Origin of the sequence: Rhizorhabdus argentea, assembly GCF_037861105.1 — a bacterium.
GTDB lineage: Bacteria > Pseudomonadota > Alphaproteobacteria > Sphingomonadales > Sphingomonadaceae > Rhizorhabdus > Rhizorhabdus argentea.
This window is the reverse complement of sequence record NZ_JBANFK010000009.1, coordinates 118,710-142,798: the sequence shown is the minus strand read 5'-3', so window position 1 is coordinate 142,798 and position 24,089 is coordinate 118,710. Positions and strand designations below refer to the sequence as shown.

Sequence of the window (24,089 nt, the reverse complement as noted above, 5' to 3'; positions counted from 1 at the left end):
AGGGGCCACTGCAGGGCAGCGCAATATCGGCAAGTGCAGGCGAGCGAAACCAGGATGGATTGGCGCCCAAAACACAAGTTCAGGTTCGAAATGTCACGCCCGTTCGGACGAACTCCGAACTCAATCCTGGTATCGCTCTCTCGATATGGCGCGCCCGTTCGAACTTTGTTCGAACTATCCGTTGAATCAGGGCGACCATTTCCCGTGGATTGGCGCGCCCGACAGGATTCGAACCTGTGACCCCAAGCTTAGAAGGCTCGTGCTCTATCCAACTGAGCTACGGGCGCGCATAACGCCGCCAGATAGCGTGGTTTGCGCCGCGATGGAACGAGGTTAGTCTGCTCCAATGAAGGATTTTCCCGACATGTCCTCCGGAGCTCTCGCCGCGATCGACGCCGAAGCCCTGAAGGGGCGGCCGCTGCGCTATTTCGATTTCGTGATGGCGGCGTTCGTCACGATCCTGCTTCTGTCGAACGTCCTGGGCGCGGGCAAGGTGGCCAGGGTCGACCTTCCGGGCATCGGTGCCTGGCCCTTCGGCGCCGGCATTTTGTTCTTTCCGATCGGCTATGTGCTGGGCGACATCCTGACCGAGGTCTATGGCTATGCCCGCGCGCGCCGCTGCATCTGGGCGGGAACGGTGGCGCTGCTGTTCATGGCATTCATGAGCTGGGTGGTCGTAGCCCTCCCTCCCGCTGCGGACTGGGGCGGGCAAACGGCCTATGAGCAGGTTTTTGGGCAGGTGCCGCGCATCGTCTTCGCGTCGATCGTCGCCTTCTGGGCGGGCGAGTTCGCGAACAGCTTCGTGCTGGCGAAGATGAAGGTGATGACCCAGGGCAAGCATCTCTGGATGCGGACGATCGGCTCGACGGTGGTAGGGCAGGCGGTCGACAGCATGATCTTCTACCCGTTGGCCTTTCTCGGCGCGGAGGGCTGGACGACCGGGCTCGTGCTCAAGGTGCTCGTCACCCAGTGGGTGCTCAAGGTCAGCTGGGAGGCGATTCTGACACCGGTCACTTATGCCGTCGTCAACTTCCTGAAGCGGCGAGAAGGCATCGACATCTTCGACGGGAAGACCGACTTCACGCCCTTCAGGGCTGCGCTGTAACGGACTGCTGAGGCTACGGCCTCTGCCGGTCCGACGCATCAGCCAATCGAAGGCCGCATCAGGCGACCGTTTCGAGCAGTCCTTCGAACAAGCGGCGACCGTCGGTCTTGCCATGTGCGGCTTCGATCACGCGTTCGGGATGCGGCATCATGCCCAGCACGTTGCCGGCATCGTTGAGGATGCCGGCGATGTTGCGGGCCGAGCCGTTGACGGATTCGGCATAACGGAACGCGACCCGGCCCTCGCCTTCGATCCGGTCGAGCGTCTCGCTGTCGGCGGTGAAATTGCCGTCGTGATGCGCGACCGGCAGGTGAATCGTCTCGCCGGCGTCGTAGCGCGCGGTGAAGGTCGACTGGCTGTTCTCGACGGTCAGCGCCACGTCGCGGCAGACGAAGTTCAGGCCTTCGTTGCGCATCAGCGCGCCTGGCAGCAGCCCTGCTTCGGTCAGGATCTGGAAACCGTTGCAGATGCCCAGCACCGGTATGCCGCGGCCCGCCGCCTCGATGATCGAGGACATGATCCGCGAGCGCGCCGCCATCGCGCCGGAACGCAGATAATCGCCATAGGAGAAGCCGCCGGGCACGGCGATCAGGCCGATGCCCTCCGGCAGCTCGCTTTCGCCATGCCACAGCATCACGGGCGCATGGCCTGTGACCTCGCGGATCGCGACGGCAAGGTCGCGGTCGCAGTTCGATCCCGGAAAGACGATGACGGCGCTCTTCATGGCCTGGTCTCCGCTTTAGCTGCGTTCGATCCGGAAATTCTCGATGACGGTGTTGGCAAGCAGCTTCTTGCACATCGCCTCGATATCGGTGTCGCTGACGCCATCGTCATGGTCGAGTTCGATCAGCTTGCCGGCACGGACATCGTTCACGCCGGAGAAGCCGAGCGAGCCCAGCGCGTGGTGGATCGCCTTGCCCTGCGGATCGAGCACGCCGCCCTTCAGGGTCACATAGACGCGGGTTTTCATCGCGGCCTCATCATTGGAATGTGCCGCCCCTATGGCGACGAAGGGAGCGGCGGGCAAGGGGCGAAGGCTAATAATCGAGCATCGCCGTCAGTGCGGGGCTGAGAAGCTCGACCCCGCTCACGAAGCGGGCTGCGAGCGCCTCCTGCGTCGCTAGCGCCATGCCCCGTTCGATGCCTAGCACCGTAAGCGCGGTTGCCCAGGCATCGGCCAGCATCGCGCTTTTGTGAATGACACTGACCGATCGGATGCCGTTGTCTATCGAGCGGCCCGAGGCCGGATCGATGCTATGCGCACCGCGTCGGTAATCGCCCGAGGTCGCGACCGCCAAGCCATGTAGTGCGATCCGCAAGCGGGGCAGAGCGATGCCGGGCGGATCTTCGAGGTCGACCCACCAGGGATCGCCGTCTGGACGCACGCCCCGCCCGACGAGTTCGCCGCCGATCTCGACCAGAGCGTGGTCGATGCCATGCCCGCCGAGATGATCTGCGATCGCGTCGACCGCATAGCCTTTCGCGATACCCGACAGATCGATTGCCAGTCCGCCGGGCTGCAGCAGGCGCGGGCGATCCCAGCACAGCCGCCGCCGCCCGCCCCCCGCCCGGGCTACCTCGATCTCGCGCACATCCTCCGATCGGCCAGCCGGATCGGGACCAAAGCCGCGAAGATCGACGATCCGACCGATGGCGGGATCGAAGGCGCCTTGGCTACGCCGGGCAATGTCCAAAGCGGCATCAATGACCACAGCGAAGTCCGTGGGGAGCTCGATCCATGTTCCCGGAGCCGCTCGGTTATAGCGGGAGATCACCGAGTCCTCGCGCCAATGGCTCATCTGCGCGTTTATCCCCTCGAGCCGCGCCACGATCGCCGCCTCGACGGCAGACGCATCGCAGCCGGAAGGTGCCGCGAAGCGGACGGACCAGCTCGTGCCCATCGTCTCGCCCGCCAATGTCATCACAGGTCGCGACGGATCGCGATCGGCAAAGGCGGCGATCGCGATCTCGCGGGGCAGAGCGATGCGCGGTTCGCTCAGGGGAGCAGCACCTCGACCGTGGTCATGTAGTTGAGCCGGCGCTGAGCGGCCCGAGGCTCGGACGCCTTCTCATCCGTCGTTGTGGCGTTGATCCAGTACATCCCTGGTGCGGGCCAATCGATCCGGACCAGGCCGTCGGCACCTGTAGTCAGTTCGCGCGCACCATCGTCGTTGCGATAGCGCTTGCCGCCCGGAACCACCGTGACTTTCAGGCCGGCGGCGGGCTTGCCGTCCACGAGGAAGCGGAAGCTTGCCGGTTCGCCCGTGACCAGTTCGTCGGGATGGGTGATCGGTTCGAGCTCGAGGCCCTTGCCAGTCGGCTTGAACACGGTTGTGCTCGGCGCGTCGGCGGTCACGAAGATTTCGTTGCGGCTCGATACTTCGGTCAGCTTGACGTCAGCAGCCTCTGGCGGGATGTCCGCGACCGACACCGCCGCCGGACGGGGCGGGCTCCCGGGCGCGCCCGCTGGCGGCGTCATGGTCGGCCGTCCGCCGACGCGGCGCTCCTCGCCGTTGAGCTTGAAGCTGCCCGTCACGTTCGTGCTCTGGGTGCCGATCTTCCAAGTGCCCGACTTGTCCAGCTTGACGTCGAATGTCGAGCGATAGCGACCGGTGGAGGCGTTCTCGATCCTGGCCTCGCTGCCATCGGGAGCCCACGCCTTGAGCCCGTCCAGCCGCATCGGTTGATGATCGGCGAAGAACAGGTCGTTCGAGGCGGCCGCATCGACGGTGACCCAGCTGTCGGTCCCGGAGAAGATCGTGGCGCTGGGGAGCAGCCACTGGCGATGCGCCGAGGCTGCGACCGGCAGCGCTAGCAGGGCGGCTGCGACAAGACAGGCGGCGACGCGCTTCATGGCCGTTCCTTTCAGCGAGCGGAGAGGGTGATGGTGCCGAGTTCGGTCTTGCCACCGGCCTTGGCGGCCTTGGCGGGCACGCTGATCGGCATCGAGACGACCTCGCGGCCCCCAGTCTCGCGCGCGGCCTCGACATTGAGGACATAGGCGCCGGGCTTGAGATCGGCGGGCAGGGGGATCACATAGCTGCCGGGTGCGCGGGTCGCGCCGCTGATGCCGTCGGCGGGCATGCTCACGTTCTTGCCGCCCTTGCGCCACCACGCACGCAGCTCGGACAGCCATTTGGTGCCCGGCTCGTTGCCGCCCTTTTTCAGATCATACCAGACCGCCACAGTGCGCGCCGCGCCGCCGCCGGCTGGCTCGATCCATACCGCCATATAGGGTTTGTGATATTCGGCGACGTTCAGGCGGGGAATGGTGACGTTGACCGTGCCTGCTGCCATGGCAGGCGCCGCGACCATGCCGCTCAAGGTCAGGAAGGACGAATAACGCATCGATATACTCTCAATGGACGAAGATGAGGATGAGCAGCAGCGGAGCGACCAGGCCAAGGCCGATCAGCGGCCAGGTCAGCGGGCGTGGCTTCGAGTGCATGTAGAGCAGGAACAGCCCTGTGAGCGTGAAGAGGATGCAGGCACCCGCGAAAATATCGATGAACCAGCTCCACGCGCCGCCGGTATTGCGTCCCTTGTGGAGATCGTTGGCCCAGCTGATCCATCCGCGGTCGGTGACTTCGGCCGTCACCGCACCGCTGCGGCGATCGATGCTGATCCATGCGTCTCCGCCGGGGCGGGGCAGGGCGACATAGACTTCGCCGTCGGACCATTCGCCGGCCTTTCCGCCGGGATCCAGTCCGATGCTGTTGCGGAGGTCGTCGGCTACCGAAGCAGGGAGGCTGGCCACGTCCGAGGCGGGTTTCGCAAGTTCGGACAGCAACGGGGCGGCAAGCTGGGCCTTGAGCTCGCGCGTATGGGGGGCGGCGTTTATCGTCGCCGCGTGATTGAGCGTGATGCCGGTCGTGGCGAAGAGCAGCATGCCGATCATCGACACCGCCGCACTCATCCAATGCCACTTATGTAGCTGCTTGAGCCACCAGCCCCGCGACCGATACCAGGGCCTCGATACTGGCTTGCGCCTCTCGACGAAAGTGGCGGGATCAGGCGACCGGTTCACCAGCGCCGAGTAACGCGAAGGCTGTCATGCCGCAATAGCTAATGCGAATAATTCGCAATACAGCGTGGGCGGTTGAAGCGCATGCTGTTCCGTCCGCTCACCCGGCCAAGCCTGCCGAAGCTCGGGCCTTACTCCGGATGAGCGGATCGATCGTCCAACTGGTTGGCTATTGATCCAGGAAGCTGCGCATCTTGCGGCTGCGGCTCGGGTGCTTGAGCTTGCGCAGCGCCTTCGCCTCGATCTGGCGGATCCGCTCGCGTGTCACCGAGAATTGCTGGCCGACCTCCTCGAGCGTGTGATCGGTGTTCATGCCGATGCCGAAACGCATCCGCAGCACGCGTTCCTCGCGCGGAGTGAGGCTCGCCAGGACGCGGGTGACCGTCTCCTTGAGGTTGGCCTGGATCGCGGCATCGACGGGGATGATCGCGTTCTTGTCCTCGATGAAGTCGCCGAGATGAGAATCCTCCTCGTCGCCGATCGGCGTCTCAAGGCTGATCGGCTCCTTGGCGATCTTCATCACCTTGCGGACCTTCTCGAGCGGCATCGACAGACGCTCGGCCAATTCTTCCGGCGTCGGCTCGCGGCCGATCTCGTGGAGGATCTGGCGGCTCGTACGGACGAGCTTGTTGATCGTCTCGATCATGTGAACCGGAATGCGGATGGTCCGCGCCTGATCGGCGATCGAGCGGGTGATCGCCTGCCGGATCCACCAGGTCGCATAGGTGCTGAACTTGTAGCCGCGCCGATATTCGAACTTATCGACGGCCTTCATCAGCCCAATATTGCCCTCCTGGATCAGATCCAGGAACTGCAATCCACGGTTGGTATATTTCTTCGCGATCGAGATCACGAGCCGCAGATTCGCCTCGACCATTTCCTTCTTGGCGATTCGCGCTTCGCGCTCGCCCTTCTGGACCATGTTGACGATGCGGCGGAACTCGCTGAGTGCCATGCCGGTTGCTTGAGCAATCTCGTTGATCTCATTGCGAATCCGTTCGACGGCATCGACCTCAGTGGCCGCGAAATTCGCCCACTTCTTGTCGATCTTGGCGACTCGCTCCAGCCAGCCTTCTTCCATCTCGTGGTTGATATAGGCGTCGAGGAAGTCCTTGCGCGGCACCTTGTGGCGCTCCGCCAGGCGCAGCATCTGGCCGCCCAGCGTGGTCAGCCGGCGGTTGAACGAGTAGAGCTGGTCGACGAGATATTCGATCTTGGCGCCATGGAACTGGACGCTCTCGACCTCGGCGGTCAGCTGTTCGCGCAGCTCCTGATAGCGGTCCTCTTCGGACGACGGAAAGTCGTCGCCGACGCTGAGCGCGGCGACACGCGACGCCTGAACGGCGGAGAACGACTTGTAGAGGTCGGTGATCGTCGCGAACCGCTCCAGCGCCAGCGGCTTGAGCTGCTCTTCCATCTGGGCAAGGCTGAGGGTGTTGTCCTCATCATCGTCTTCCTGCGGGCGCGGTGTGCGCCGTTCGGTCATCGATTCCTCGTCTTCGTCGGCGGCGGGCTCCTCCTCGGGCTCTTCCTCCTCCTTGAAGGTCGGCCCGGCGGTCTCGGCGGAGATTTCGCCGCCTTCGTCCTCATTCTCGACCTGCTCGGCGGTCGGACCCTTCGACAGCATGGCGTCGAGATCGAGGATCTCGCGCAGCTGCATCGTGCCTTCGTTGAGCGCGTTGGACCAGTCGATGATCGCATTGAAGGTGATCGGGCTCTCGCACAGCCCCAGGATCATCGTATCGCGACCGGCCTCGATCCGCTTGGCGATGGCGATCTCGCCCTCGCGGCTGAGCAGTTCGACGGCACCCATCTCGCGCAGATACATCCGCACCGGATCGTCGGTGCGATCGACGGTTTCCTTCTTGACGGTGGTGGTGAGGGCAGGGCCGGTATCTGCCTCCTCGGACGCGGCGGCCTCGTCGGCGCTGTCGTCCTCGGGCTGCTCGTCCTCGCCGCCTTCCTCGTTCTCGACGATGTTCACGCCCATTTCGTTGAGCGCGGACATCACGTCCTCGAGCTGATCGGAGGTCATCTGGTCCTGCGGCAGCGCTTCGTTGAGCTGCTCATAGGTGATGTAGCCCTTGCGCTTGGCGCGGGCGATCAGCTTCTTCAGCGACCCTTCGTTGAGATCGATGAGCGGGGCATCGCCATCAGTCCGATCGCCACCATCGCTCCCGTTCGTCTTCGCCATTAAGACCAGCCCTCAATTCGAATAAGCTGGGCCGAACCCGGCCCAAACAAGTTTAAGCGCCCTCGCCGTCCCCGCCCTGGGCGAGATCGGTGAGCGCGCGATCCGCCGCGTCGCGGGCCATAAGCAGTCTGCGCTGCTCGTCCAGCCCCGCATCGTCGGTTGCCATACCCAGCCTCTCAGTGGCCTCCCGCAGCGCCGCATCCAGCATGGGACGCGCCGCCAGGGCCTCGATTGCCGCCGAAAGATCGCGCACAGCACGGTCAGGATCGGCATTGCCGCGCAAGAAGGAAAAGGCAAGAGCGTTCGTTGCCTTGAGCTCCTCGACCAGGACCCCGAACCCTGCCTCACGCAATATGGTTTCAAGGCTGTCCTTTTCAAGCGGGGTTCCGCCGAGGCTGGCCTCGAAAGCGGCCGAGCGGAGGCGCTCCAGCCGTTCATCGCCCAGCTGGAGCCGGGCGATGGCCTCGATGTCGGTGGCGAACAGCGCGGGATAGCGCAACAGGCCGGACAGGATTGCGCGGACCAGCATCCGGTCGATGCCAGACAGGTTGACGGCATGGGCGGCCCGCGATGGCGGCAGGGGTTCCGGCTTCCAGGGCTTGCCAGGACGACGGCCGCCGCCGTTGCCGCCGCTGGCCGGGAACGATCGCTCGAACGGGCGGCGCGGCGCGGCGGCGAACAGTTCGTCGAAGCGGCGGCGGAACTCGCCCTGATACTGCTCGCGGACATCTCGGTCCTGGATCGTGCCGGCCAGCTCGCCGAGCCTTTTGCGCAGGCCCGCTCGCGCCTCCGGCGTGCCGAGCGGCTGCGCCTCATATTCGCTGCGCCAGAGCAGCTCGTCGAGGCTGATCGCCTGGCCGAACACCGCCTCGACGGCGGAAGCGCCACCTGCCCTTACCAGATCGTCGGGATCCTGTCCGCCGGGCAGCAGAGCGAATCGCAGCGTGCGGCCAGGCGCGATCATCGGCAAGGCGCGCTGGGCGGCGCGGATCGCGGCCTTCTGCCCGGCCTTGTCGCCATCGAAGCACAGGATAGGCACTTCCGCCATCCGCCACAGCCGTTCGAGCTGCATCTCGGTCAGCGCCGTACCGAGCGGGGCGACAGCCTCGTCGATGCCGGCCTTCGCCAGCGCGATGACGTCCATATAGCCCTCGACCGCAACGATCCGTCCCGCCTTGCGTGAGGCGGGCCCCGCGCGATCGATGTTGAACAAGGTGCGGCCCTTGTCGAACAGCGGCGTTTCGGGGGAGTTCAGATATTTGGGCTCGCCGCTGTCAAGGATGCGGCCGCCGAACGCGATCACCCGCGCGCGCTGGTCGCGAATCGGGATCATCAACCGGCCGCGGAACCGGTCGTAAGGCTCCTTTTCCTCGACCAGGATCAGCAGACCGGTTTCGATCAGCTTGCTCTCGCCAAACGCTTTGAGCGCGTTCTTTAGCTTGCCGCGCGAATCGGGTGCGAAGCCTATATGGAAGGCCGCCGCGAGCCGGTCGTCGATGCCGCGCCGCTTGAGATAGGCGCGCGCCTCCGCCCCCTCCATGCCGGCAAGCTGCTCCTCGAACCACATGGCAGCACCGGCCATCACCTCATGCAGCCCGGCATGATGGTCGTTGCGCTCGGCGGCGCGGGGATCGGGGGCAGGGACATCTAACCCGGCCGCCTGGGCCAGTTCCTTGACAGCATCCATGAACGGCAGGCCCTTGGCCTCCGTCAGGAAGCGGATCGCGTCGCCATGCGCGCTGCAGCCGAAGCAGTGGTAGAAGCCCTTGTCGTCGTTGACATAGAAGCTGGGCGACTTCTCGTTATGGAACGGACAGCAGGCCTTGAACTCGCGGCCGGCTTTCACGAGCTTCACCGATCGGCCGATCAGCGTCGAGAGCGTGGTGCGCGTGCGCAGCTCGTCGAGGAATTGCGGGGAGAGGGACATCGCTGCTTACTCCCCTCCCTGCCAAGGGAGGGGTTGGGGGTGGGTCAGGCCGTCCAACAGGTCGAGCTTGGAAGGGCGACCGGCCGCTGCCTCGCGGATAGCAGCCAGAACGCCATCCAGATTGTTCCCAATATCCGAGTTCATGAATCTCAGTACATGATATCCCGCCCGCCCAAGCGCGAAGTCTCGCTCCGCATCCCTCGCACGCTCATGGGTATCGCCGTCAATTTCGATCACGAGACGCAGATTGCGGCAGACGAAGTCACAGATGAAGCCCTGAAGCACGATCTGACGAGAGAATTTCAGATTGTTGAGTTGCGATGCCCGAAGAGCCTGCCAGAGCTTCTCCTCCAGCGGGGTCGGCTCCGCTCGCATCTTTCGGGCAAAGCCCGCTAGCCTTGGATTGATTCTGCGCGGCGTAACCCACCCCCTACCCCTCCCTTGGCAGGGAGGGGAGCTTTTAAGCCAGCCGCGCCTTCACCAGGCCGCTGGCCTTCGCCATGTCCATCTGGCCGGCGTGGCGATCCTTCAGCGCCGCCATCACCCGGCCCATATCCTTGACCGACGCCGCGCCCAGCTCGGTGGCGATTGTGTCGATGGCTGCTTTCGCTTCCTCCTCGCTCATCTGCTGCGGCAGGAAGCGTTCGATTACCGCGACCTCGGCGGCTTCGGCTGCCGCGAGTTCGGGGCGGTTGCCCTTCTCGTACATGTCGATCGACTCGCGGCGCTGCTTGATCATCTTCTGGAGCACCTCGGTGATCAGCAGATCGTCTTCAGGCTGGCTGGATGCGGTGCGCAGCTCGATGTCCCGATTCTTGATCGATGACTGAATCAGGCGGATCGCCGCGGTCGTGGTGGTGTCGCGCGCCTTCATAGCGACGACGAGCGCCGTCTTGATATCGTCTCGAATCATGGGGGGCCTGTCGCAGCTGGATCGGAAAGGCGAATGCTAGCACAGAGATTCTTATTTTAATAGAATTGACCCTGCCGGGACCGGTGCCTAGTTACGCCGCCGTTTGCCCCGCACCCTGTTGCCAAGAGGAGAGCCCGATCGTGGCCGAAACCGATCACGCGCGTCTGACACCCCCCGAGGGCGCAACGGGCGTTTTGGTGTTGGGTGACGGCACTTTAATCTGGGGGAGGGGATTCGGCGCGACCGGCGATGCGGTCGGCGAAGTCTGCTTCAATACGGCGATGACCGGCTATCAGGAGGTGATGACTGATCCCTCCTATGCCGGGCAGATCATCACCTTCACCTTCCCTCATATCGGCAATGTCGGCACCAACATCGAGGATGTCGAGGGGATCAACCCGCACGCGCTCGGCATGGTCGTGCGGGAGGATGTCACCAACCCGGCCAATTTCCGCTCGACCCAGCATCTCGATGCCTGGTTGAAGGCCAATGGCCGGATCGGCCTGTCCGGCGTCGACACCCGGGCGCTGACCCGCGCGATCCGGATCGGCGGCGCGCCGAACGGCGTTATCGCGCACAGCCCGGACGGCAGGTTCGACATTGCTGCCCTGGAGCAGAAGGCGCGCGCCTGGCCAGGCCTCGAGGGCATGGACCTCGCGAAACAGGTCTCATGCACCCAGAGCTACAAATGGTCCGACGGTCTGTGGTCCCTGGGCGAGGGCTATGACGTCGATGCCGCGCAGTCCGACGCTCCGCATGTCGTCGCGATCGATTTCGGCCTGAAGCGCAACATCCTGCGCAATCTCGTCGCGGCGGGCGCCCGCGTCACGGTGGTCCCCGCCACCGCCACCTTCGAGGAGGTGATGGCGCACGAGCCGGATGGCGTGTTTTTGTCCAACGGGCCGGGCGATCCGGCCGCCACCGGCGAATATGCCGTGCCGGTGATCCACCAACTGCTCGAGATCGGCAAGCCGCTCTTCGGCATCTGCCTGGGCCACCAGATACTCGGGCTCGCTGTGGGCGCGAAGACCTTCAAGATGCACCAGGGGCACCGCGGCGCGAACCATCCGGTCAAGCGCGCCGATGACGGCAAGGTCGAGATTACATCGATGAACCACGGCTTCGCGGTCGACGCGGAGACGCTGCCGGCCAATGCCGAGGCCACCCATGTGTCGCTGTTCGATGGTTCGCTGGCGGGGCTTCGGCTGACCGACAAGCCGGCGTTCAGCGTGCAGTACCACCCCGAGGCCAGCCCCGGGCCGCAGGACAGCCATTATCTGTTCGAGCAGTTCGTGAGCCAGCTCAAGTGAAGGCATGGCTCGCAGCGGCGGCTCTGGCCTGTCTCGCCGTGCCCATCAACGCGGCCGAGCGATCTGCGAACCGCATCACGGAAGGAGAGCTCGACACTATGGCCGATCTCTGTTCGGTGGAAAGATCGTCTTTCAAGTTGTTGAAATCAGGTAATATAAAGTTCAAGTCCCGGAAGATGGCGCGGCACAAGACCTTCGGCTGCCTGCTGAACAAGGTCATGCGGGACTATCCCGAAACGCGCATCATCTTCCCTGACAAAGCGCCTCGTTCGAAAGCCCGATAATGCCCAAACGCACCGACATCTCCTCCATCCTGATCATCGGCGCGGGGCCCATCGTGATAGGGCAGGCCTGCGAGTTCGATTATTCGGGCACGCAGGCGTGCAAGGCGCTGCGCGAGGAGGGCTATCGCATCATCCTCGTCAACTCGAATCCTGCGACGATCATGACCGATCCGGACATGGCCGACGCCACCTATGTGGAACCGATCACGCCGGAAATAGTGGCCAAGATCATCGAGAAGGAGCGGCCGGACGCCGTGCTGCCGACGATGGGCGGGCAGACCGCGCTCAACACTGCGCTCGCTCTGTTCAACGACGGTACGTTGGAAAAATATGGCTGCCAGATGATCGGCGCCGATGCCGAGGCTATCGACAAGGCCGAGGATCGGATGAAGTTCCGGCGGGCAATGGACAAGATCGGCCTCGAAAGCCCGCGCTCCGACGTCGCGCACAGCGTCGACGAGGCGTTGCGCGCGCTCGATTTCGTTGGGCTGCCGGCGATCATCCGGCCGAGCTTCACCATGGGCGGCACCGGCGGCGGCATCGCCTATAACAAGGACGAGTTTCTCAAGATCGTGACCGGCGGGCTCGATGCCTCCCCGACCACCGAAGTGCTGATCGAGGAGTCGGTGCTCGGGTGGAAGGAATATGAGATGGAGGTGGTGCGGGATCGCAACGATAACTGCATCATCATCTGTTCGATCGAGAATATCGATCCGATGGGTGTCCATACAGGTGACTCGATCACCGTCGCGCCGGCGCTGACGCTGACCGACAAGGAATATCAGATCATGCGCAACGCCTCGATCGCGGTGCTGCGCGAGATTGGGGTCGAGACCGGCGGATCGAACGTGCAGTTCGCGGTCAATCCGGTCGATGGCCGCCTGGTCGTGATCGAGATGAACCCGCGCGTGTCGCGCTCCTCGGCGCTGGCGTCGAAGGCGACCGGCTTCCCGATCGCCAAGGTCGCCGCCAAGCTGGCCGTCGGCTATACGCTCGACGAGATCATGAACGACATCACCGGCGCGACCCCCGCCTCGTTCGAACCGACGATCGACTATGTCGTCACCAAGATCCCACGATTCGCCTTCGAGAAGTTCAAGGGCGCCGAGCCGCTGCTGTCGACCGCAATGAAATCGGTCGGCGAGACGATGGCGATCGGCCGCAACATCCACGAGTCGATGCAGAAGGCGCTGCGCGGCCTGGAGACCGGCCTTGCCGGCTTCAACATTATCGAAAGCCTCCGCGGTGCGTCCAAGTCGGTGATCGAGGAGGAGCTTGCCCGGCCGACTCCCGACCGCTTCCTCGTCGCTGCCCAGGCCCTGCGCGAAGGGATGACGGTGGAAGAGATCCACCGTATCTCGAAGTTCGATCCCTGGTTCCTAGAGCGCCTCGCAGAGATCGTCACAGCCGAGGAGCAGATCTGCCGTGATGGCCTGCCGCGGGACGCCGCTGGTATGCGGCGCCTCAAGGCGATGGGCTTTTCGGACAAGCGGCTCGCTTGGCTGGCGCTGCAATCGGCCAACCTTGCGGGCATGTCACACGAGCAGGCGCGAGGATCGGGCATAGTCCACGACGCGGCGAAAGCGATGACCGGCGGCATCACCGAGAAGGAGGTGCGCGCGCTGCGCCACCGGCTCGGCGTACGCCCGGTGTTCAAGCGGATCGACACCTGCGCGGCTGAGTTCGAGGCGAAGACGCCGTACATGTACTCGACCTATGAGGCGCCGAGCTTCGGCACGCCCGAGTGCGAGAGCATGCCCACAGACCGTGAGAAGATCGTCATTCTTGGCGGCGGTCCGAACCGGATCGGGCAGGGGATCGAGTTCGATTATTGCTGCTGCCATGCCTGCTTTGCGCTCGCCGACGCGGGCTATGAGACGATCATGGTCAACTGCAATCCCGAGACGGTCTCGACCGATTACGACACGTCGGACCGGCTCTATTTCGAGCCGCTGACGGCGGAGGACGTGCTGGAGATCCTCCACGTCGAGCAGTCCAACGGGACGCTCAAGGGGGTGATCGTCCAGTTTGGCGGGCAAACCCCGCTCAAGCTTGCACAGGAACTCGAGGACGCCGGCATTCCGATCCTCGGCACCTCGCCCGACGCCATCGATCTTGCCGAGGACCGCGAGCGCTTCGCCGATCTGGTCGGCAGGCTCGGCCTCAAGCAGCCGCGCAACGGCCTTGCCCGCAGCCGCGAGGAGGCGCTCGCTGTCGCCGAGCGGGTCGGTTATCCGGTACTGATGCGTCCCTCCTATGTGCTGGGTGGCCGCGCCATGGAGATCGTCGAGGACCCCGCACAGCTCGACCAATATATCAACACTGCTGTACAAGTATCTGGTGATTCACCAGTTCTCATCGATCAATATTTGCGCGATGCGATCGAAGTCGATGTCGATGCGATCTGCGACGGCGACGATGTGGTGGTCGCCGGCGTGCTCCAGCATATCGAGGAGGCGGGCGTGCATTCTGGTGACAGCGCCTGCTCGCTGCCGCCCTACAGCCTGTCGCGCGACATCATCGACGAAATCGAAAAGCAGACCGACGCGCTGGCGCGGGCGCTGTCGGTGCGCGGGCTGATGAACGTGCAGTTCGCAGTCAAGGACGGCGCGGTGTACCTGATCGAGGTCAATCCGCGGGCGAGCCGCACGGTACCGTTCGTCGCCAAGGCCATCGGTCAGCCGATCGCCAAATTCGCGGCGCGGGTTATGGCTGGCGAGAAGCTGAAGGACCTGCCGAAGATCGACCTCGATGTCGCGCATATCGCGGTGAAGGAAGCGGTGTTCCCGTTTGCGCGTTTCCCCGGCGTCGATCCGGTCCTCAGCCCGGAGATGAAATCGACCGGCGAGGTGATGGGTATCGACAGCGATTTCGCAACCGCCTTCGCGAAGGCGCAGCTGGGGGCGGGGACCAAGCTTCCGCTTGGTGGCACGGCTTTCGTCTCGGTCAAGGAGAGCGACAAGAGCCCTATCCTGCCGGCGGTTCAGAAGCTGATCGCGATGAACTTCACGATCCTCGCCACAAGCGGCACCGCGGCCTATCTGCGCGCGCAGGGGCTGGAGGTCGAGACCGTCCTGAAGAAGCGGGAGGGCAGGCCCAACATCGTCGATCGGATCGTCGATGGCGATGTCGATCTGATCTTCAACACCACCGAGGGCTGGCAGTCGCTGCTCGATTCCAAGGCGATCCGCACATCCGCACTTTATGGGCGGGTACCCTATTTCACCACCGCGGCAGCCAGCGTCGCTGCGGCACAGGCGATCGAGGCGCTCAGGGAGCGCAAGCTTGAAGTACGCGCGCTTCAATCCTATTATTCAGCATCGCACGCCTGATCCCCACATTGCAGGAGACGGTGCGGGCGGCCCGACTGGGGCCGGCCGGGGATTGCGGCTTTTGACGAAGGGGTTCGAGGACGATGGCGAGCGTTGAGAAGATGCCGATGCTGGCGGAGGGGCAGAAGATGCTCACCGAAGAGCTCGCGCGCCTCAAAGCCGAACGGCCGACGATCATCGATGCGATCGAGGAAGCTCGCGCGCATGGCGATCTGTCGGAAAATGCCGAATATCATGCGGCCAAGGAACGCCAGGGCCAGATCGAGGCGTCGATCGCCGACATCGAGGATCGGCTGAGCCGCGCCCAGGTGATCGATCCGCGCGATCTGTCTGGCGACAAGATCGTGTTCGGCGCGACTGTCACCCTGCTCGACGACGACAACAAGCCGGTCCGCTACCAGATTGTCGGCCAGACCGAAGCAGACGCCAAGTCGGGCAAGATCTCCTATAATTCGCCGCTCGGTCGCGCCCTCATCGGCAAGCGCGTCGACGATGAGGTAGAGGTGACGGTGCCGTCGGGCGACCGCTTCTACGTCGTGTCGAAGATCGAGTTCATCTGAACCGCGTGGCGGCAGCGATGGGATCGCCGCCGGCGCGCGCCACCAGCGTTGTCGCCGTTGTGACGGTGGCGAGTTTTGTGCTGCTGATGCTGTCCGGTCGGGCGGAGAGCGCCGATCTGCTCGGCGGCTTCGTGCCGGCGCGCCTCAGCGGCTTCGAACTTCCCGGCGCGCTTCCGATCTGGATCACCCCGCTGACAGCCACCTTGCTGCATGGCGGGCTGTTCCATATCGGCTTCAACCTGCTGATGTTCGTCTTTTGCGGGCGGATGGTGGAGGCGGTAATCGGGCCCCTCGGGCTTGCGATCCTGTATGTAGTCGGCGCCTATGCGGCGGCGGGCGCACAATATCTCGCCGGCCCCTATGACATGGCGCCGATGATCGGCGCGAGCGGTGCTGTTTCGGCGGTGTTCGGCGCCTATGCGCTACTCTATGGCCGCCCGCGCGGCTTCGCCGCCCATCCGCGGATCGGACTTGCGGTCAACATCCTCTGGCTGGCAGCGGCCTGGGTCGGCGTGCAGTTCCTCATGGGGATGGCGCTGGGAATTATGGGCATGGCCATCGCGACTGCCGCGCATGTCGGCGGATTTGTCGCCGGCCTGGCGTTGATCCGGCCGCTGCTGGCGATGGAACGGCGCGCCATCTAGCTTTGTCATCCCGACGCAGGCCGGATGTCCCTCGTCTCGTGAGACCAGCTGGTCCCAACGCTCGCGGCTCCCGGGCTCCGCCGGAGCGACGAGAGAAGCAAAGCTACGCCAGGTCGGGCTCGAGCAGTTTGTGCAGGTGGACCACCACATATTTCATCTCGGCGTCGTCCACCGTGCGCTGGGCTGCGCCGCGCCAAGCCTTCTCGGCGCTCTTATAGTCCTTGAAGAAGCCGACGACATCGATCTTGGACAAGTCTTCGAAATCGAGCCCCCGCGGATCCGTGACGCGCCCGCCGAAAACGAGATGAATCTTGCTCATGCTGATACTCCGTTGATCACCCGCAGGCGGTGAGGCCGTGCTCCACCTCCTGTCGAAAAACGGCTGCGATTGAAAGATCGTTGTGCAGGAATGGACGGCACGCTGCGGGCGTGCCGTCGCTCGCGAGATATCAGCCGCGCGCCTTCATCATGGCGATGAGGCCATCGATGCCCTTACGCTGGATAATTGCGTCGAAATCCTGCCCCTGCGTTACTGCGAGGTTGATGTTCGCAACGGTCAGGTTCGTCACCTTGAACGCGCCGCCGACCTGGGCGACCGACCATACGGCGGTGATCGGTTGGGCACCGGGCTTCTGGACCTGAGTCGTGACGTTGAAGCCGCTTCCGGCCGGGGCGGTGCGGATCACCTTCATCGACGCATTCGCATAGTCGTACAGATTATCGGAATAGGTGCCGATGATGAAGGTCGGGATGGCCTGCTTGTACGATGCCTTCTGCGCCGGCGTGATCTGGCTGGACCAGCGACGGATCAGCCGCTCGCCGATCGCATCGATGGCGAAATGCTGTGACAGAAGATCGCGGAACTTCGCCCGTACAGCGGCCTTGTTCCCGGTCTTGAGAACAGCGAACGCTTCGGTGCCGAGCGACGAGACGAACGTGCCGGCGTCCTGGTTGGCTACGACGGCCGCCTCGACGGGCGCGATCGGGGCGGTGATCATGGTGGCGGACATCAGCGCCGCGCCGGCAATATACAATATGGTCTTCATTATTCGCCTTCTCTGCATGGGCTCGCCATAGGCGCGCCATTGGGCACCGCCTTAGAAGCGGCGCCATGAACCCTGATTGAACCGTGGCCGTTCCGAAACAATCAGTGGCGAACGGCTTCGACGGCGGCGCTGCCGGCGGTTTCCGCGATCTGCGCGATCGAGTCGATCAGCTTGCCGACCGTCTTGCCCGCCGAATTGCTGCTGATGCCGAGCTCGTCCAGCTTGGCCTGACCGGCCTCGCGAGCGGCCGAGGCGGCACCCTTGGCTTTGTCGTTGATCGAGCCGCCAATCGATCCGAGCAGCTGCTCTTCCTGGCGCGTGCGCGGCAGCAGCGCGCCGATCACCGCGCCCAGCGCCACGCCGCCGACCAGTGCCGCCACCGGAAAGGCGTCGACGCCCTCAGCGGCTTTCCGGCTCGCCGCGCGCGCGGCGGCGCTGCTGCCTTTGAGTTTCTCGCCCGCCACCGCCGTAACGCGGGTGGCGCGCGCTTTGATGCCGGCTGCACCTTTCGCCGCCTGCCCGGCCCGATTGTCCGGGTTTCCGGTGCTGGGGGCGTTCTTGCCCCGGCCCGTCTTGCCCTGCTCACCCTTGCCTTGCGTCTTCATGAGATCGTCTCCTCGTCTTGCGATCGGGGCGATCGCGCAGCCTGTTGGCGTTTCAAACTCGCCGCGCTTCGCCGGGTTGCACGACCAAGCCCCACGACGAAGCGATAGATGGGCGGGCGAACCATCAGCAGCAGGATGGTAATGGCTGCAGCCGTCGCCCGCGCCGGCCGCCGGCGGACAGCGGCGAGCGTAGCGTGACTTAACAGCTGCGCCCGGTCGACGACCTCATCGGCGAGATCGGCGAGCAATGCCTGTGGGTGCAGCCGGGCTTGAGCTTCTCCCACCGTTTCGGCCAATTCGGCGCGCGCCAGCTGCGAGCGTTCCCGCATGCGGCTGAAGAGCTCGTCGAGCCGGCTCACCCCCTTGCCGTCGTCTTTGTCGTCGTCGTCGATATCCTCGACGACGAGCATCAGCTTCTTGACGCCCGCGCGGATCAGAATGACAGCGAGACCGACTCCCAGCACCACGGACACCGCCGCCCCCCCGAGCCGGCCGATCCAGGGGGTAAGCACGAACGACAGGGTGACGAGGAAGGTCACGGCCGCCGCCTGGCCCATAATCGCGCCGATCAGGCACAGCAACGCCCCCGTGCGAGCTCGGCCGATGCGCCGATAGAAATCGGTGCGAAACACCGTGAGCTCGGCCTTGGCGACTGTCCGCGCGTCATCGAACAGCCGCGCAAGCAGCGCGCCGATCGATTCCTGTTCCTGTTCCCGCCCCGACAACAACGGATCAGCTGATCGGCGGTACGAAGCCCGGCGCGCCTGGCGTTGACATGGGGCTATCCGGGTCAACGGTTTCCGGAGCGCCCTTGCGCGCCGGTGTAGCGGCTTCTTCCTCGGGCGCCGCTTTGCCGGCCTTGGGCGTGAAGCCCGATTTCACCACGCGGGCCGCCAGGAAACCGACCGCCGCCGCCGCGGCGATTGCGACGGCGGGTGAGCTGCGGACCGCGTTGCGGGCATCGTCGATCAGTTCGTCGGCATCCTTGTCGCGCAGCGTGTTGGCGAGGCTGCTGACCGCATCGGCGGCTTGCTGGACGTAGCCGCCATATTGGCCGCCGAGCTTGCCGCTGACCTGGTTGGCCGCGTCGCCGACGAGGCTCGCGACATTGTCGAGCGCCTCGACCGCGCGGTCCTTGCCCTGGCCGGCATAGTCACGCGCCCGCGACGCCGCCTGCTCGGTGAAGCTCGATGCGGTGTCGCCGAACGCCTTCCGGGCGCTTTCGAACGGGCTTTCGGCAGCGTTGCCGGTGCCGTCGTTCAGATTGTCGGTCGCCATGTCGATCGTCTCCATTGGGAAGTCAGTCCATCAACCACGTGGGGAGGATAGCGTTCCTTTTCCAGATCCGAAACGACTTCATATTTGCCTATCTTCAGCCGCGCGGATAGAGCGCGCGCAACTCACCGTCCACCAGCAAAGGTATTCGCGCACATGACCGCCATCGTCGACGTCCATGCCCGTCAGATCATCGATAGCCGTGGCAACCCCACCGTCGAGGTCGACGTGACCCTGGAGGACGGCAGTTTCGGCCGCGCAGCGGTGCCGTCCGGTGCCTCGACCGGCGCCTATGAGGCGGTCGAGAAGCGTGACGGCGACAAGAAGAAGTGGCTGGGCAAGGGCGTCGAGACCGCAGTCGATGCCGTCAACGGCGATATCGCCGATGCCATCATCGGCATGGAAGCCGAAGATCAGGGCGAGATCGACGCGCGCATGATCGAACTCGACGGCACCCCCAACAAGAGCCGACTCGGTGCAAATGCGATTCTCGGCGCGAGCCTCGCGGTCGCTCGCGCGGCGGCCGAAGCGCGCGCGTTACCGCTCTATCGCTATGTCGGCGGCGTTTCGGCTTCGGTGCTGCCGGTGCCGATGATGAACATCATCAATGGCGGCGCGCATGCCGACAATCCGATCGATTTCCAGGAATTCATGATCATGCCGGTCGGTGCGCCGACGCTGTTCGACGCGGTTCGCTGCGGTTCGGAGATCTTCCACACCCTGAAGAAGGCGCTGCACGACAAGGGGCTGGCGACGGCGGTCGGCGACGAGGGCGGCTTTGCCCCCAATCTCGCGTCGGCGCCCGATGCGCTCGACTTCATCATGCAGTCGATCGAAAAGGCCGGCTACCGGCCCGGCGACGATGTCGTGCTGGCGCTCGATTGCGCAGCAACCGAGTTCTTCAAGGACGGCGTCTATGATTTCCACGGCGAGGGCGTGAAGCGCTCGCCAGCCGAAATGGCCGCCTATCTCGCCAAGCTCGCCGCCGACTATCCGATCTTCTCGATCGAGGACGGCATGGGCGAGGATGATTTCGAGGGCTGGAAGATCCTGACCGACCTGATCGGCAACAAGTGCCAGTTGGTTGGCGACGATCTGTTCGTGACCAATCCGAAGCGGCTCGCGCAGGGGATCAAGGACGGCCTGGCCAACTCGCTGCTCGTCAAGGTCAACCAGATCGGCACTCTCACCGAGACGCTCGAGGCGGTCAACATGGCCCATCGCGCAGGCTATACGGCGGTCATGTCGCACCGCTCCGGCGAAACCGAAGACTCCACCATCGCCGACCTCGCCGTGGCCACCAACTGCGGACAGATCAAAACGGGCAGCCTCGCCCGTTCCGATCGGCTCGCCAAGTACAACCAGCTCATCCGCATCGAGGAAGAGCTCGGCACGGTTGCCACCTATGCGGGGCGTGCCGCGATCAAGGCGCTGCGCTAACTCCTCCCGCACCACCCCCGCCCGGCGCCTGCTTCGCACGTAGGCGAGGGCCGGGGGTGACGATCACAGCGCACCGACCTTTCCACCGTCTCTCCGACCAGGACTTCCCCATGAAAACCCCCACCGCAGCCGCCCCAGACACAGTCACCCTGAAGCGCGCGCTGCTGTCGGTGTCCGACAAGAGCGGGCTCGTCGAACTGGGCCAGGCTCTGGCTGGGTGGGGCGTCGAGCTCGTCTCGACCGGCGGCACCGCAAAGGCGCTACGGGACGCGGGCCTGGCGGTGAAGGACGTGTCCGACATCACCGGCTTTCCCGAGATGATGGACGGCAGGGTCAAGACTTTGCATCCGATGGTGCATGGCGGGCTGCTCAGCGTGCGTGACGATCCCGAGCACGCGCGGGCGATGGCCGAGCATGGCATCGGCGCGATCGATCTGGTGGTGGTCAACCTCTACCCCTTCGCGCAGACCGTGGCCAAGGGCGCCGGGCGCGACGAGATCATCGAGAATATCGATATAGGCGGGCCGTCGATGGTGCGCTCGGCGGCCAAGAACCACGCCTATGTCACCATCGCCACCGATCCCGCCGACTATGCGGAGATCATCGCGAGCGGCGGCAGCGTCAGCTTCGACATGCGCAAGCGTTTCGCCGCCAAGGCCTTCGCCGCGACGGCGACCTATGACGCGATGATTTCCGCCTGGTTTGCGCATGCGGATCAGGGCCAGTTTTTCCCCGACACGCTGTCGGTGCCGATTCGCAAGGCGGAAGAGCTGCGTTACGGCGAGAATCCGCACCAGCAGGCCGCGCTCTATGTACCGGTCGGGCCTGGCGCCCACGGCGTCGCCCAGGCGGTCCAGGTCCAGGGCAAGGCGCTCAGCTACAACAATTACAACGATGCCGACGCTGCGCTGGAGCTGGTGAGCGAGTTTCGCGACGGGCCGCCGACGGTGGTGATCGTCAAGCACGCCAACCCGTGCGGCGTTGCCACCGGAGAGACGCTGATCGAGGCTTATGAGGCTGCGCTCGCTTGCGACAGCGTTTCGGCCTTCGGGGGCATCATCGCAGTTAACCGGCCGCTGGATGGCAAGACCGCTGAAGCGATCAGTGGCATCTTCACCGAGGTAGTTGCTGCGCCCGACGCCGATCAGGACGCGAGGGCGGTGTTCGCCAAGAAGAAGAATCTTCGATTGCTGCTGACCGGCGAACTGCCCGATCCCGCGCGCGCCGGCGTCGCGATGAAGACCATCGCCGGGGGCATGTTGTTCCAGTCGCGCGATAATGGTCAGATAGCCGAGGCGGATCTCAAGGTCGTCACGAAGCGGGAACCCAGCGCACAGGAGCTCAAGGACTGCCTGTTCGCCTGGACGGTCGCCAAGCATGTGAAATCCAATGCCATCGTCTACGCAAAGGACGGCTCGACCGCCGGCGTGGGAGCTGGCCAGATGAACCGACTCGAATCTGCCCGCATTGCCGCCTGGAAGGCGAAGGACGCCGCCGACAAGGCGGGATGGAGCGAACCGCGGACCATCGGCTCCGCGGTAGCCTCCGACGCATTCTTCCCCTTCGCGGACGGCTTGCTCGCTGCAGTGGAAGCAGGCGCCACGGCCGTCATCCAACCCGGCGGCTCGATCCGTGATGCCGAGGTGATCGCCGCCGCGGACGAGGCGGGGCTGGCAATGATCTTCACGGGCATGCGCCATTTCCGGCATTGACCAAAGCGAAGTGCCTGCCTTTAAGAGGCGGCAGGGAGCGTTGGCATATGGCCGAGGAGAATAGCGGAGCGATCCAACGCCAAGGCACTTTCGGCCCCTTGCGCGAGCGGCTTTTCCGCCGGATCTGGACCGCCAGCCTGTTTTCCAACTTTGGCGCGCTGATCCAGAGCGTTGGCGCGGCCTGGGCCATGACACAGCTGACGGGCCGGGCGGACATGGTTGCGCTGGTGCAGTCGGCGACCTTCGCGCCGTTGATGTTGATCTCACTTCCCTCGGGGGCGATCGCCGACAGCTATGATCGCCGCAAGATCGCGCTGGTTGCGCTGGGCATCGCCTTTGTCGGCGCGATCGGCCTCAGCCTGGTGACAGTCCTGGGACTGCTCACGCCGGGCTTTCTGCTGCTGTTCTGTTTCATGGTCGGCACGGGCACGGCGCTGCTGTCGCCGGCATGGCAGGCGTCGGTCAGCGAGCAGGTGCCGCCTCAGGCGCTTCCCCAGGCGATCACGCTCAACTCGATCAGCTACAATATCGCGCGCAGCTTCGGGCCGGCCATTGGCGGGCTGCTGGTCGCGGCCGCGGGGGTTCTGGCAGCCTTCGTGTTCAACGCCCTTGCTTATCTTCCGATGATCGTGGTGATGTTCCTGTGGCGGCGGCCGGCGGAGGCCTCGCGGCTTCCGCCCGAAGCGCTGGGACGCGCCATCATTTCCGGCGTGCGTTTCGCAATCCATTCCCCGCCGATCCGGACGGTGTTCCTGCGGTCCTTGCTGCTCAGTACGCTCGGCGCGTCGATCTCTGCCTTGATGCCACTCGTCGCACGCGAGCTGCTGGGCGGTGGCGCATCGCTATACGGGATATTGCTCGGCTGCTTCGGTGTAGGTGCGGTGCTGGGTGCGCTGGTGATGGCCCGGATCAAGGCTCACCTGAGCGAGGAGCAGACGACGGCCGCCTGCCTGGTCCTTCTCGGGCTGTGCATGGTCGGGGTCGGACTTAGCCGTGATCGCCTGGCGACCGGACTGTTGCTGCTCGGCGCCGGGGCGGGGTGGATGATTCTGGTGGCGATCAGCAACATCAGTATCCAGGTGTCGTCGCCGCGCTGGGTAACGGCGAGAGCGCTTGCTGCCTTCACCACCGCCGTCTGCGCCGGTTTGTCTATCGGTAGCTGGGGCTGGGGCCACGTCGCGGCCAGTCATGGCACAGGCATCGCGATGATCTTGTCCGGGAGCGCCATGATTCTTTCGGCCGCCGCCGGGTTGGTCCTGCGGATGCCGGAAATCGAGGAGCAGCGCGATCCAGGCCTCGTCCCGAGCGATCCGGACGTAAGGTTGGAGGTCAGCGGCCGCAGCGGGCCGGTCATATTGACGATCGAATACCGGGTTCTCGCCGAGCAGGCGCGCGCATTTTACACGGCGATGCTCAGCGTGGAGCCGATCCGGTACCGTACCGGAGGCTATGCATGGTCGCTGGCGCGGGACGTCGCCGACCCCGAACTGTGGACCGAACGCTACCACACCCCGACCTGGCATGACTATCTGCGCCAGCGCAGCCGCCTTACCGCCGCGGATGTCGCCATCTGGAATCGCGCCTTGGCTTTCCATCAAGGTGGGAAGGTGACCATACGCCGCATGCTCGAGCGGCCTTATGGCTCCGTTCGCTGGAGCGAGGATGTTCCTGACCGGGGTATATTGCTGCCACTGCCGCCGCAGGGCAGCTAGCACCGC

At 64.6% G+C, this 24,089-nt stretch carries 24 protein-coding genes and 1 tRNA gene; 9 read left to right on the top strand and 16 right to left on the bottom strand.

Going from position 1 to position 24,089, the window contains the following annotated elements:
- Positions 1 to 210: 210 nt before the first annotated feature.
- A tRNA-Arg gene (locus AAC645_RS10930) sits at positions 211 to 287 on the bottom strand.
- 77 nt (positions 288 to 364) lie between these two features.
- Between AAC645_RS10930 and AAC645_RS10925 the strand changes: the two genes are divergently transcribed.
- Complete coding sequence (locus AAC645_RS10925) at positions 365 to 1,105, top strand: queuosine precursor transporter (protein ID WP_340315952.1); 741 nt, start codon at positions 365 to 367, stop codon at positions 1,103 to 1,105.
- 58 nt (positions 1,106 to 1,163) lie between these two features.
- Here AAC645_RS10925 and purQ read toward each other — a convergent pair whose 3' ends face one another.
- From purQ to AAC645_RS10875, 10 genes are all read right to left on the bottom strand, one after another.
- Entirely contained in the window at positions 1,164 to 1,829 is a 666-nt protein-coding gene (gene purQ, locus AAC645_RS10920; RefSeq protein WP_340315951.1) for a phosphoribosylformylglycinamidine synthase subunit PurQ, read from the bottom strand.
- Positions 1,830 to 1,844: 15 nt separating this feature from the next.
- Positions 1,845 to 2,075 (bottom strand): phosphoribosylformylglycinamidine synthase subunit PurS, encoded by a 231-nt coding sequence (gene purS / locus AAC645_RS10915; protein ID WP_340315949.1) that lies wholly within the window; start codon positions 2,073 to 2,075, stop codon positions 1,845 to 1,847.
- Between the two features lie 67 nt (positions 2,076 to 2,142).
- On the bottom strand, positions 2,143 to 3,027 hold the full coding sequence (locus tag AAC645_RS10910) for an FAD:protein FMN transferase (protein WP_340315947.1): 885 nt from the start codon (positions 3,025 to 3,027) through the stop codon (positions 2,143 to 2,145).
- Between the two features lie 74 nt (positions 3,028 to 3,101).
- Entirely contained in the window at positions 3,102 to 3,959 is an 858-nt protein-coding gene (locus tag AAC645_RS10905) for a DUF4198 domain-containing protein (RefSeq protein WP_340315945.1), read from the bottom strand.
- A gap of 11 nt (positions 3,960 to 3,970) precedes the next feature.
- A complete protein-coding gene (locus AAC645_RS10900) occupies positions 3,971 to 4,453 on the bottom strand; it encodes a DUF2271 domain-containing protein (protein WP_340315943.1) in 483 nt (160 codons plus the stop codon).
- A gap of 10 nt (positions 4,454 to 4,463) precedes the next feature.
- Positions 4,464 to 5,132 carry a PepSY-associated TM helix domain-containing protein gene (locus AAC645_RS10895; protein WP_422785822.1) on the bottom strand — a complete coding sequence of 223 codons (669 nt, stop codon included), beginning with the start codon at positions 5,130 to 5,132 and terminating at the stop codon, positions 4,464 to 4,466.
- Between the two features lie 166 nt (positions 5,133 to 5,298).
- A complete protein-coding gene (rpoD, locus tag AAC645_RS10890; RefSeq protein WP_340315941.1) occupies positions 5,299 to 7,323 on the bottom strand; it encodes an RNA polymerase sigma factor RpoD in 2,025 nt (674 codons plus the stop codon).
- Positions 7,324 to 7,375: 52 nt separating this feature from the next.
- Positions 7,376 to 9,250: a DNA primase gene (dnaG, locus tag AAC645_RS10885; RefSeq protein ID WP_340315940.1), complete on the bottom strand. Its 1,875-nt coding sequence runs from the start codon at positions 9,248 to 9,250 to the stop codon at positions 7,376 to 7,378.
- Between the two features lie 6 nt (positions 9,251 to 9,256).
- Positions 9,257 to 9,625: an endonuclease domain-containing protein gene (locus AAC645_RS10880; RefSeq protein WP_340315939.1), complete on the bottom strand. Its 369-nt coding sequence runs from the start codon at positions 9,623 to 9,625 to the stop codon at positions 9,257 to 9,259.
- Positions 9,626 to 9,710: 85 nt separating this feature from the next.
- Positions 9,711 to 10,163 (bottom strand): GatB/YqeY domain-containing protein, encoded by a 453-nt coding sequence (locus AAC645_RS10875; RefSeq protein WP_340315937.1) that lies wholly within the window; start codon positions 10,161 to 10,163, stop codon positions 9,711 to 9,713.
- A 140-nt stretch (positions 10,164 to 10,303) separates the two neighbouring features.
- Between AAC645_RS10875 and carA the strand changes: the two genes are divergently transcribed.
- From carA to AAC645_RS10850, 5 genes are all read left to right on the top strand, one after another.
- The gene (gene carA, locus AAC645_RS10870; RefSeq protein ID WP_340315936.1) at positions 10,304 to 11,473 is read left to right on the top strand and encodes a glutamine-hydrolyzing carbamoyl-phosphate synthase small subunit; all 1,170 of its coding nucleotides are present in this window, start codon (positions 10,304 to 10,306) and stop codon (positions 11,471 to 11,473) included.
- Positions 11,470 to 11,757, top strand: a complete 288-nt coding sequence (locus AAC645_RS10865) for a hypothetical protein (RefSeq protein ID WP_340315934.1) — start codon at positions 11,470 to 11,472, stop codon at positions 11,755 to 11,757. The genes carA and AAC645_RS10865 overlap by 4 nt, the downstream gene beginning before the upstream one ends.
- Positions 11,757 to 15,089, top strand: coding sequence for a carbamoyl-phosphate synthase large subunit (gene carB / locus AAC645_RS10860; protein WP_340315932.1), 3,333 nt, complete (start codon positions 11,757 to 11,759; stop codon positions 15,087 to 15,089). The genes AAC645_RS10865 and carB overlap by 1 nt, the downstream gene beginning before the upstream one ends.
- Before the next feature lie 83 nt (positions 15,090 to 15,172).
- Positions 15,173 to 15,649: a transcription elongation factor GreA gene (gene greA, locus AAC645_RS10855; RefSeq protein WP_340315930.1), complete on the top strand. Its 477-nt coding sequence runs from the start codon at positions 15,173 to 15,175 to the stop codon at positions 15,647 to 15,649.
- Between the two features lie 17 nt (positions 15,650 to 15,666).
- Positions 15,667 to 16,293, top strand: a complete 627-nt coding sequence (locus AAC645_RS10850; protein WP_340315929.1) for a rhomboid family intramembrane serine protease — start codon at positions 15,667 to 15,669, stop codon at positions 16,291 to 16,293.
- A gap of 103 nt (positions 16,294 to 16,396) precedes the next feature.
- Here the strand turns inward: AAC645_RS10850 and AAC645_RS10845 are convergent, their stop codons facing one another.
- The 5 genes from AAC645_RS10845 to AAC645_RS10825 all read right to left on the bottom strand — a co-directional run bounded on the left by AAC645_RS10845 (position 16,397) and on the right by AAC645_RS10825 (position 19,222).
- On the bottom strand, positions 16,397 to 16,612 hold the full coding sequence (locus tag AAC645_RS10845) for a DUF4170 domain-containing protein (RefSeq protein ID WP_340315927.1): 216 nt from the start codon (positions 16,610 to 16,612) through the stop codon (positions 16,397 to 16,399).
- Positions 16,613 to 16,742: 130 nt separating this feature from the next.
- The gene (locus AAC645_RS10840) at positions 16,743 to 17,339 is read right to left on the bottom strand and encodes an MlaC/ttg2D family ABC transporter substrate-binding protein (RefSeq protein ID WP_340315925.1); all 597 of its coding nucleotides are present in this window, start codon (positions 17,337 to 17,339) and stop codon (positions 16,743 to 16,745) included.
- 101 nt (positions 17,340 to 17,440) lie between these two features.
- Positions 17,441 to 17,944, bottom strand: a complete 504-nt coding sequence (locus AAC645_RS10835; RefSeq protein ID WP_340315923.1) for a hypothetical protein — start codon at positions 17,942 to 17,944, stop codon at positions 17,441 to 17,443.
- Positions 17,941 to 18,669 carry a DUF3618 domain-containing protein gene (locus AAC645_RS10830; RefSeq protein WP_340315921.1) on the bottom strand — a complete coding sequence of 243 codons (729 nt, stop codon included), beginning with the start codon at positions 18,667 to 18,669 and terminating at the stop codon, positions 17,941 to 17,943. Before AAC645_RS10830 ends, AAC645_RS10835 begins: the two co-directional genes overlap by 4 nt.
- A 7-nt stretch (positions 18,670 to 18,676) precedes the next feature.
- Entirely contained in the window at positions 18,677 to 19,222 is a 546-nt protein-coding gene (locus AAC645_RS10825) for a hypothetical protein (protein WP_340315920.1), read from the bottom strand.
- A 153-nt stretch (positions 19,223 to 19,375) separates the two neighbouring features.
- Between AAC645_RS10825 and eno the strand changes: the two genes are divergently transcribed.
- From eno to AAC645_RS10810, 3 genes are all read left to right on the top strand, one after another.
- Positions 19,376 to 20,659: a phosphopyruvate hydratase gene (gene eno / locus AAC645_RS10820; RefSeq protein ID WP_340315919.1), complete on the top strand. Its 1,284-nt coding sequence runs from the start codon at positions 19,376 to 19,378 to the stop codon at positions 20,657 to 20,659.
- Positions 20,660 to 20,769: 110 nt separating this feature from the next.
- On the top strand, positions 20,770 to 22,371 hold the full coding sequence (gene purH / locus AAC645_RS10815; protein ID WP_340315918.1) for a bifunctional phosphoribosylaminoimidazolecarboxamide formyltransferase/IMP cyclohydrolase: 1,602 nt from the start codon (positions 20,770 to 20,772) through the stop codon (positions 22,369 to 22,371).
- A gap of 47 nt (positions 22,372 to 22,418) precedes the next feature.
- Positions 22,419 to 24,083, top strand: coding sequence for an MFS transporter (locus AAC645_RS10810; protein WP_340315917.1), 1,665 nt, complete (start codon positions 22,419 to 22,421; stop codon positions 24,081 to 24,083).
- Positions 24,084 to 24,089 lie beyond the last annotated feature (6 nt).

What these genes read in the sequence shown, in the direction of transcription:
- AAC645_RS10925 (WP_340315952.1), top strand. Translation starts at nt 365, where the DNA reads ATGTCCTCCGGAGCTCTCGCCGCGATCGACGCCGAAGCCCTGAAGGGG.
- AAC645_RS10910 (WP_340315947.1), bottom strand. Translation starts at nt 3,027, where the DNA reads ATGACATTGGCGGGCGAGACGATGGGCACGAGCTGGTCCGTCCGCTTC.
- AAC645_RS10900 (WP_340315943.1), bottom strand. Translation starts at nt 4,453, where the DNA reads ATGCGTTATTCGTCCTTCCTGACCTTGAGCGGCATGGTCGCGGCGCCT.
- rpoD (WP_340315941.1), bottom strand. Translation starts at nt 7,323, where the DNA reads ATGGCGAAGACGAACGGGAGCGATGGTGGCGATCGGACTGATGGCGAT.
- purH (WP_340315918.1), top strand. Translation starts at nt 20,770, where the DNA reads ATGAAAACCCCCACCGCAGCCGCCCCAGACACAGTCACCCTGAAGCGC.
- AAC645_RS10850 (WP_340315929.1), top strand. Translation starts at nt 15,667, where the DNA reads ATGGGATCGCCGCCGGCGCGCGCCACCAGCGTTGTCGCCGTTGTGACG.
- AAC645_RS10875 (WP_340315937.1), bottom strand. Translation starts at nt 10,163, where the DNA reads ATGATTCGAGACGATATCAAGACGGCGCTCGTCGTCGCTATGAAGGCG.
- purQ (WP_340315951.1), bottom strand. Translation starts at nt 1,829, where the DNA reads ATGAAGAGCGCCGTCATCGTCTTTCCGGGATCGAACTGCGACCGCGAC.
- AAC645_RS10905 (WP_340315945.1), bottom strand. Translation starts at nt 3,959, where the DNA reads ATGAAGCGCGTCGCCGCCTGTCTTGTCGCAGCCGCCCTGCTAGCGCTG.
- carB (WP_340315932.1), top strand. Translation starts at nt 11,757, where the DNA reads ATGCCCAAACGCACCGACATCTCCTCCATCCTGATCATCGGCGCGGGG.
- purS (WP_340315949.1), bottom strand. Translation starts at nt 2,075, where the DNA reads ATGAAAACCCGCGTCTATGTGACCCTGAAGGGCGGCGTGCTCGATCCG.
- AAC645_RS10880 (WP_340315939.1), bottom strand. Translation starts at nt 9,625, where the DNA reads ATGCGAGCGGAGCCGACCCCGCTGGAGGAGAAGCTCTGGCAGGCTCTT.
- AAC645_RS10810 (WP_340315917.1), top strand. Translation starts at nt 22,419, where the DNA reads ATGGCCGAGGAGAATAGCGGAGCGATCCAACGCCAAGGCACTTTCGGC.
- AAC645_RS10835 (WP_340315923.1), bottom strand. Translation starts at nt 17,944, where the DNA reads ATGAAGACGCAAGGCAAGGGTGAGCAGGGCAAGACGGGCCGGGGCAAG.
- AAC645_RS10845 (WP_340315927.1), bottom strand. Translation starts at nt 16,612, where the DNA reads ATGAGCAAGATTCATCTCGTTTTCGGCGGGCGCGTCACGGATCCGCGG.
- AAC645_RS10825 (WP_340315920.1), bottom strand. Translation starts at nt 19,222, where the DNA reads ATGGCGACCGACAATCTGAACGACGGCACCGGCAACGCTGCCGAAAGC.
- eno (WP_340315919.1), top strand. Translation starts at nt 19,376, where the DNA reads ATGACCGCCATCGTCGACGTCCATGCCCGTCAGATCATCGATAGCCGT.
- dnaG (WP_340315940.1), bottom strand. Translation starts at nt 9,250, where the DNA reads ATGTCCCTCTCCCCGCAATTCCTCGACGAGCTGCGCACGCGCACCACG.
- greA (WP_340315930.1), top strand. Translation starts at nt 15,173, where the DNA reads ATGGCGAGCGTTGAGAAGATGCCGATGCTGGCGGAGGGGCAGAAGATG.
- AAC645_RS10840 (WP_340315925.1), bottom strand. Translation starts at nt 17,339, where the DNA reads ATGAAGACCATATTGTATATTGCCGGCGCGGCGCTGATGTCCGCCACC.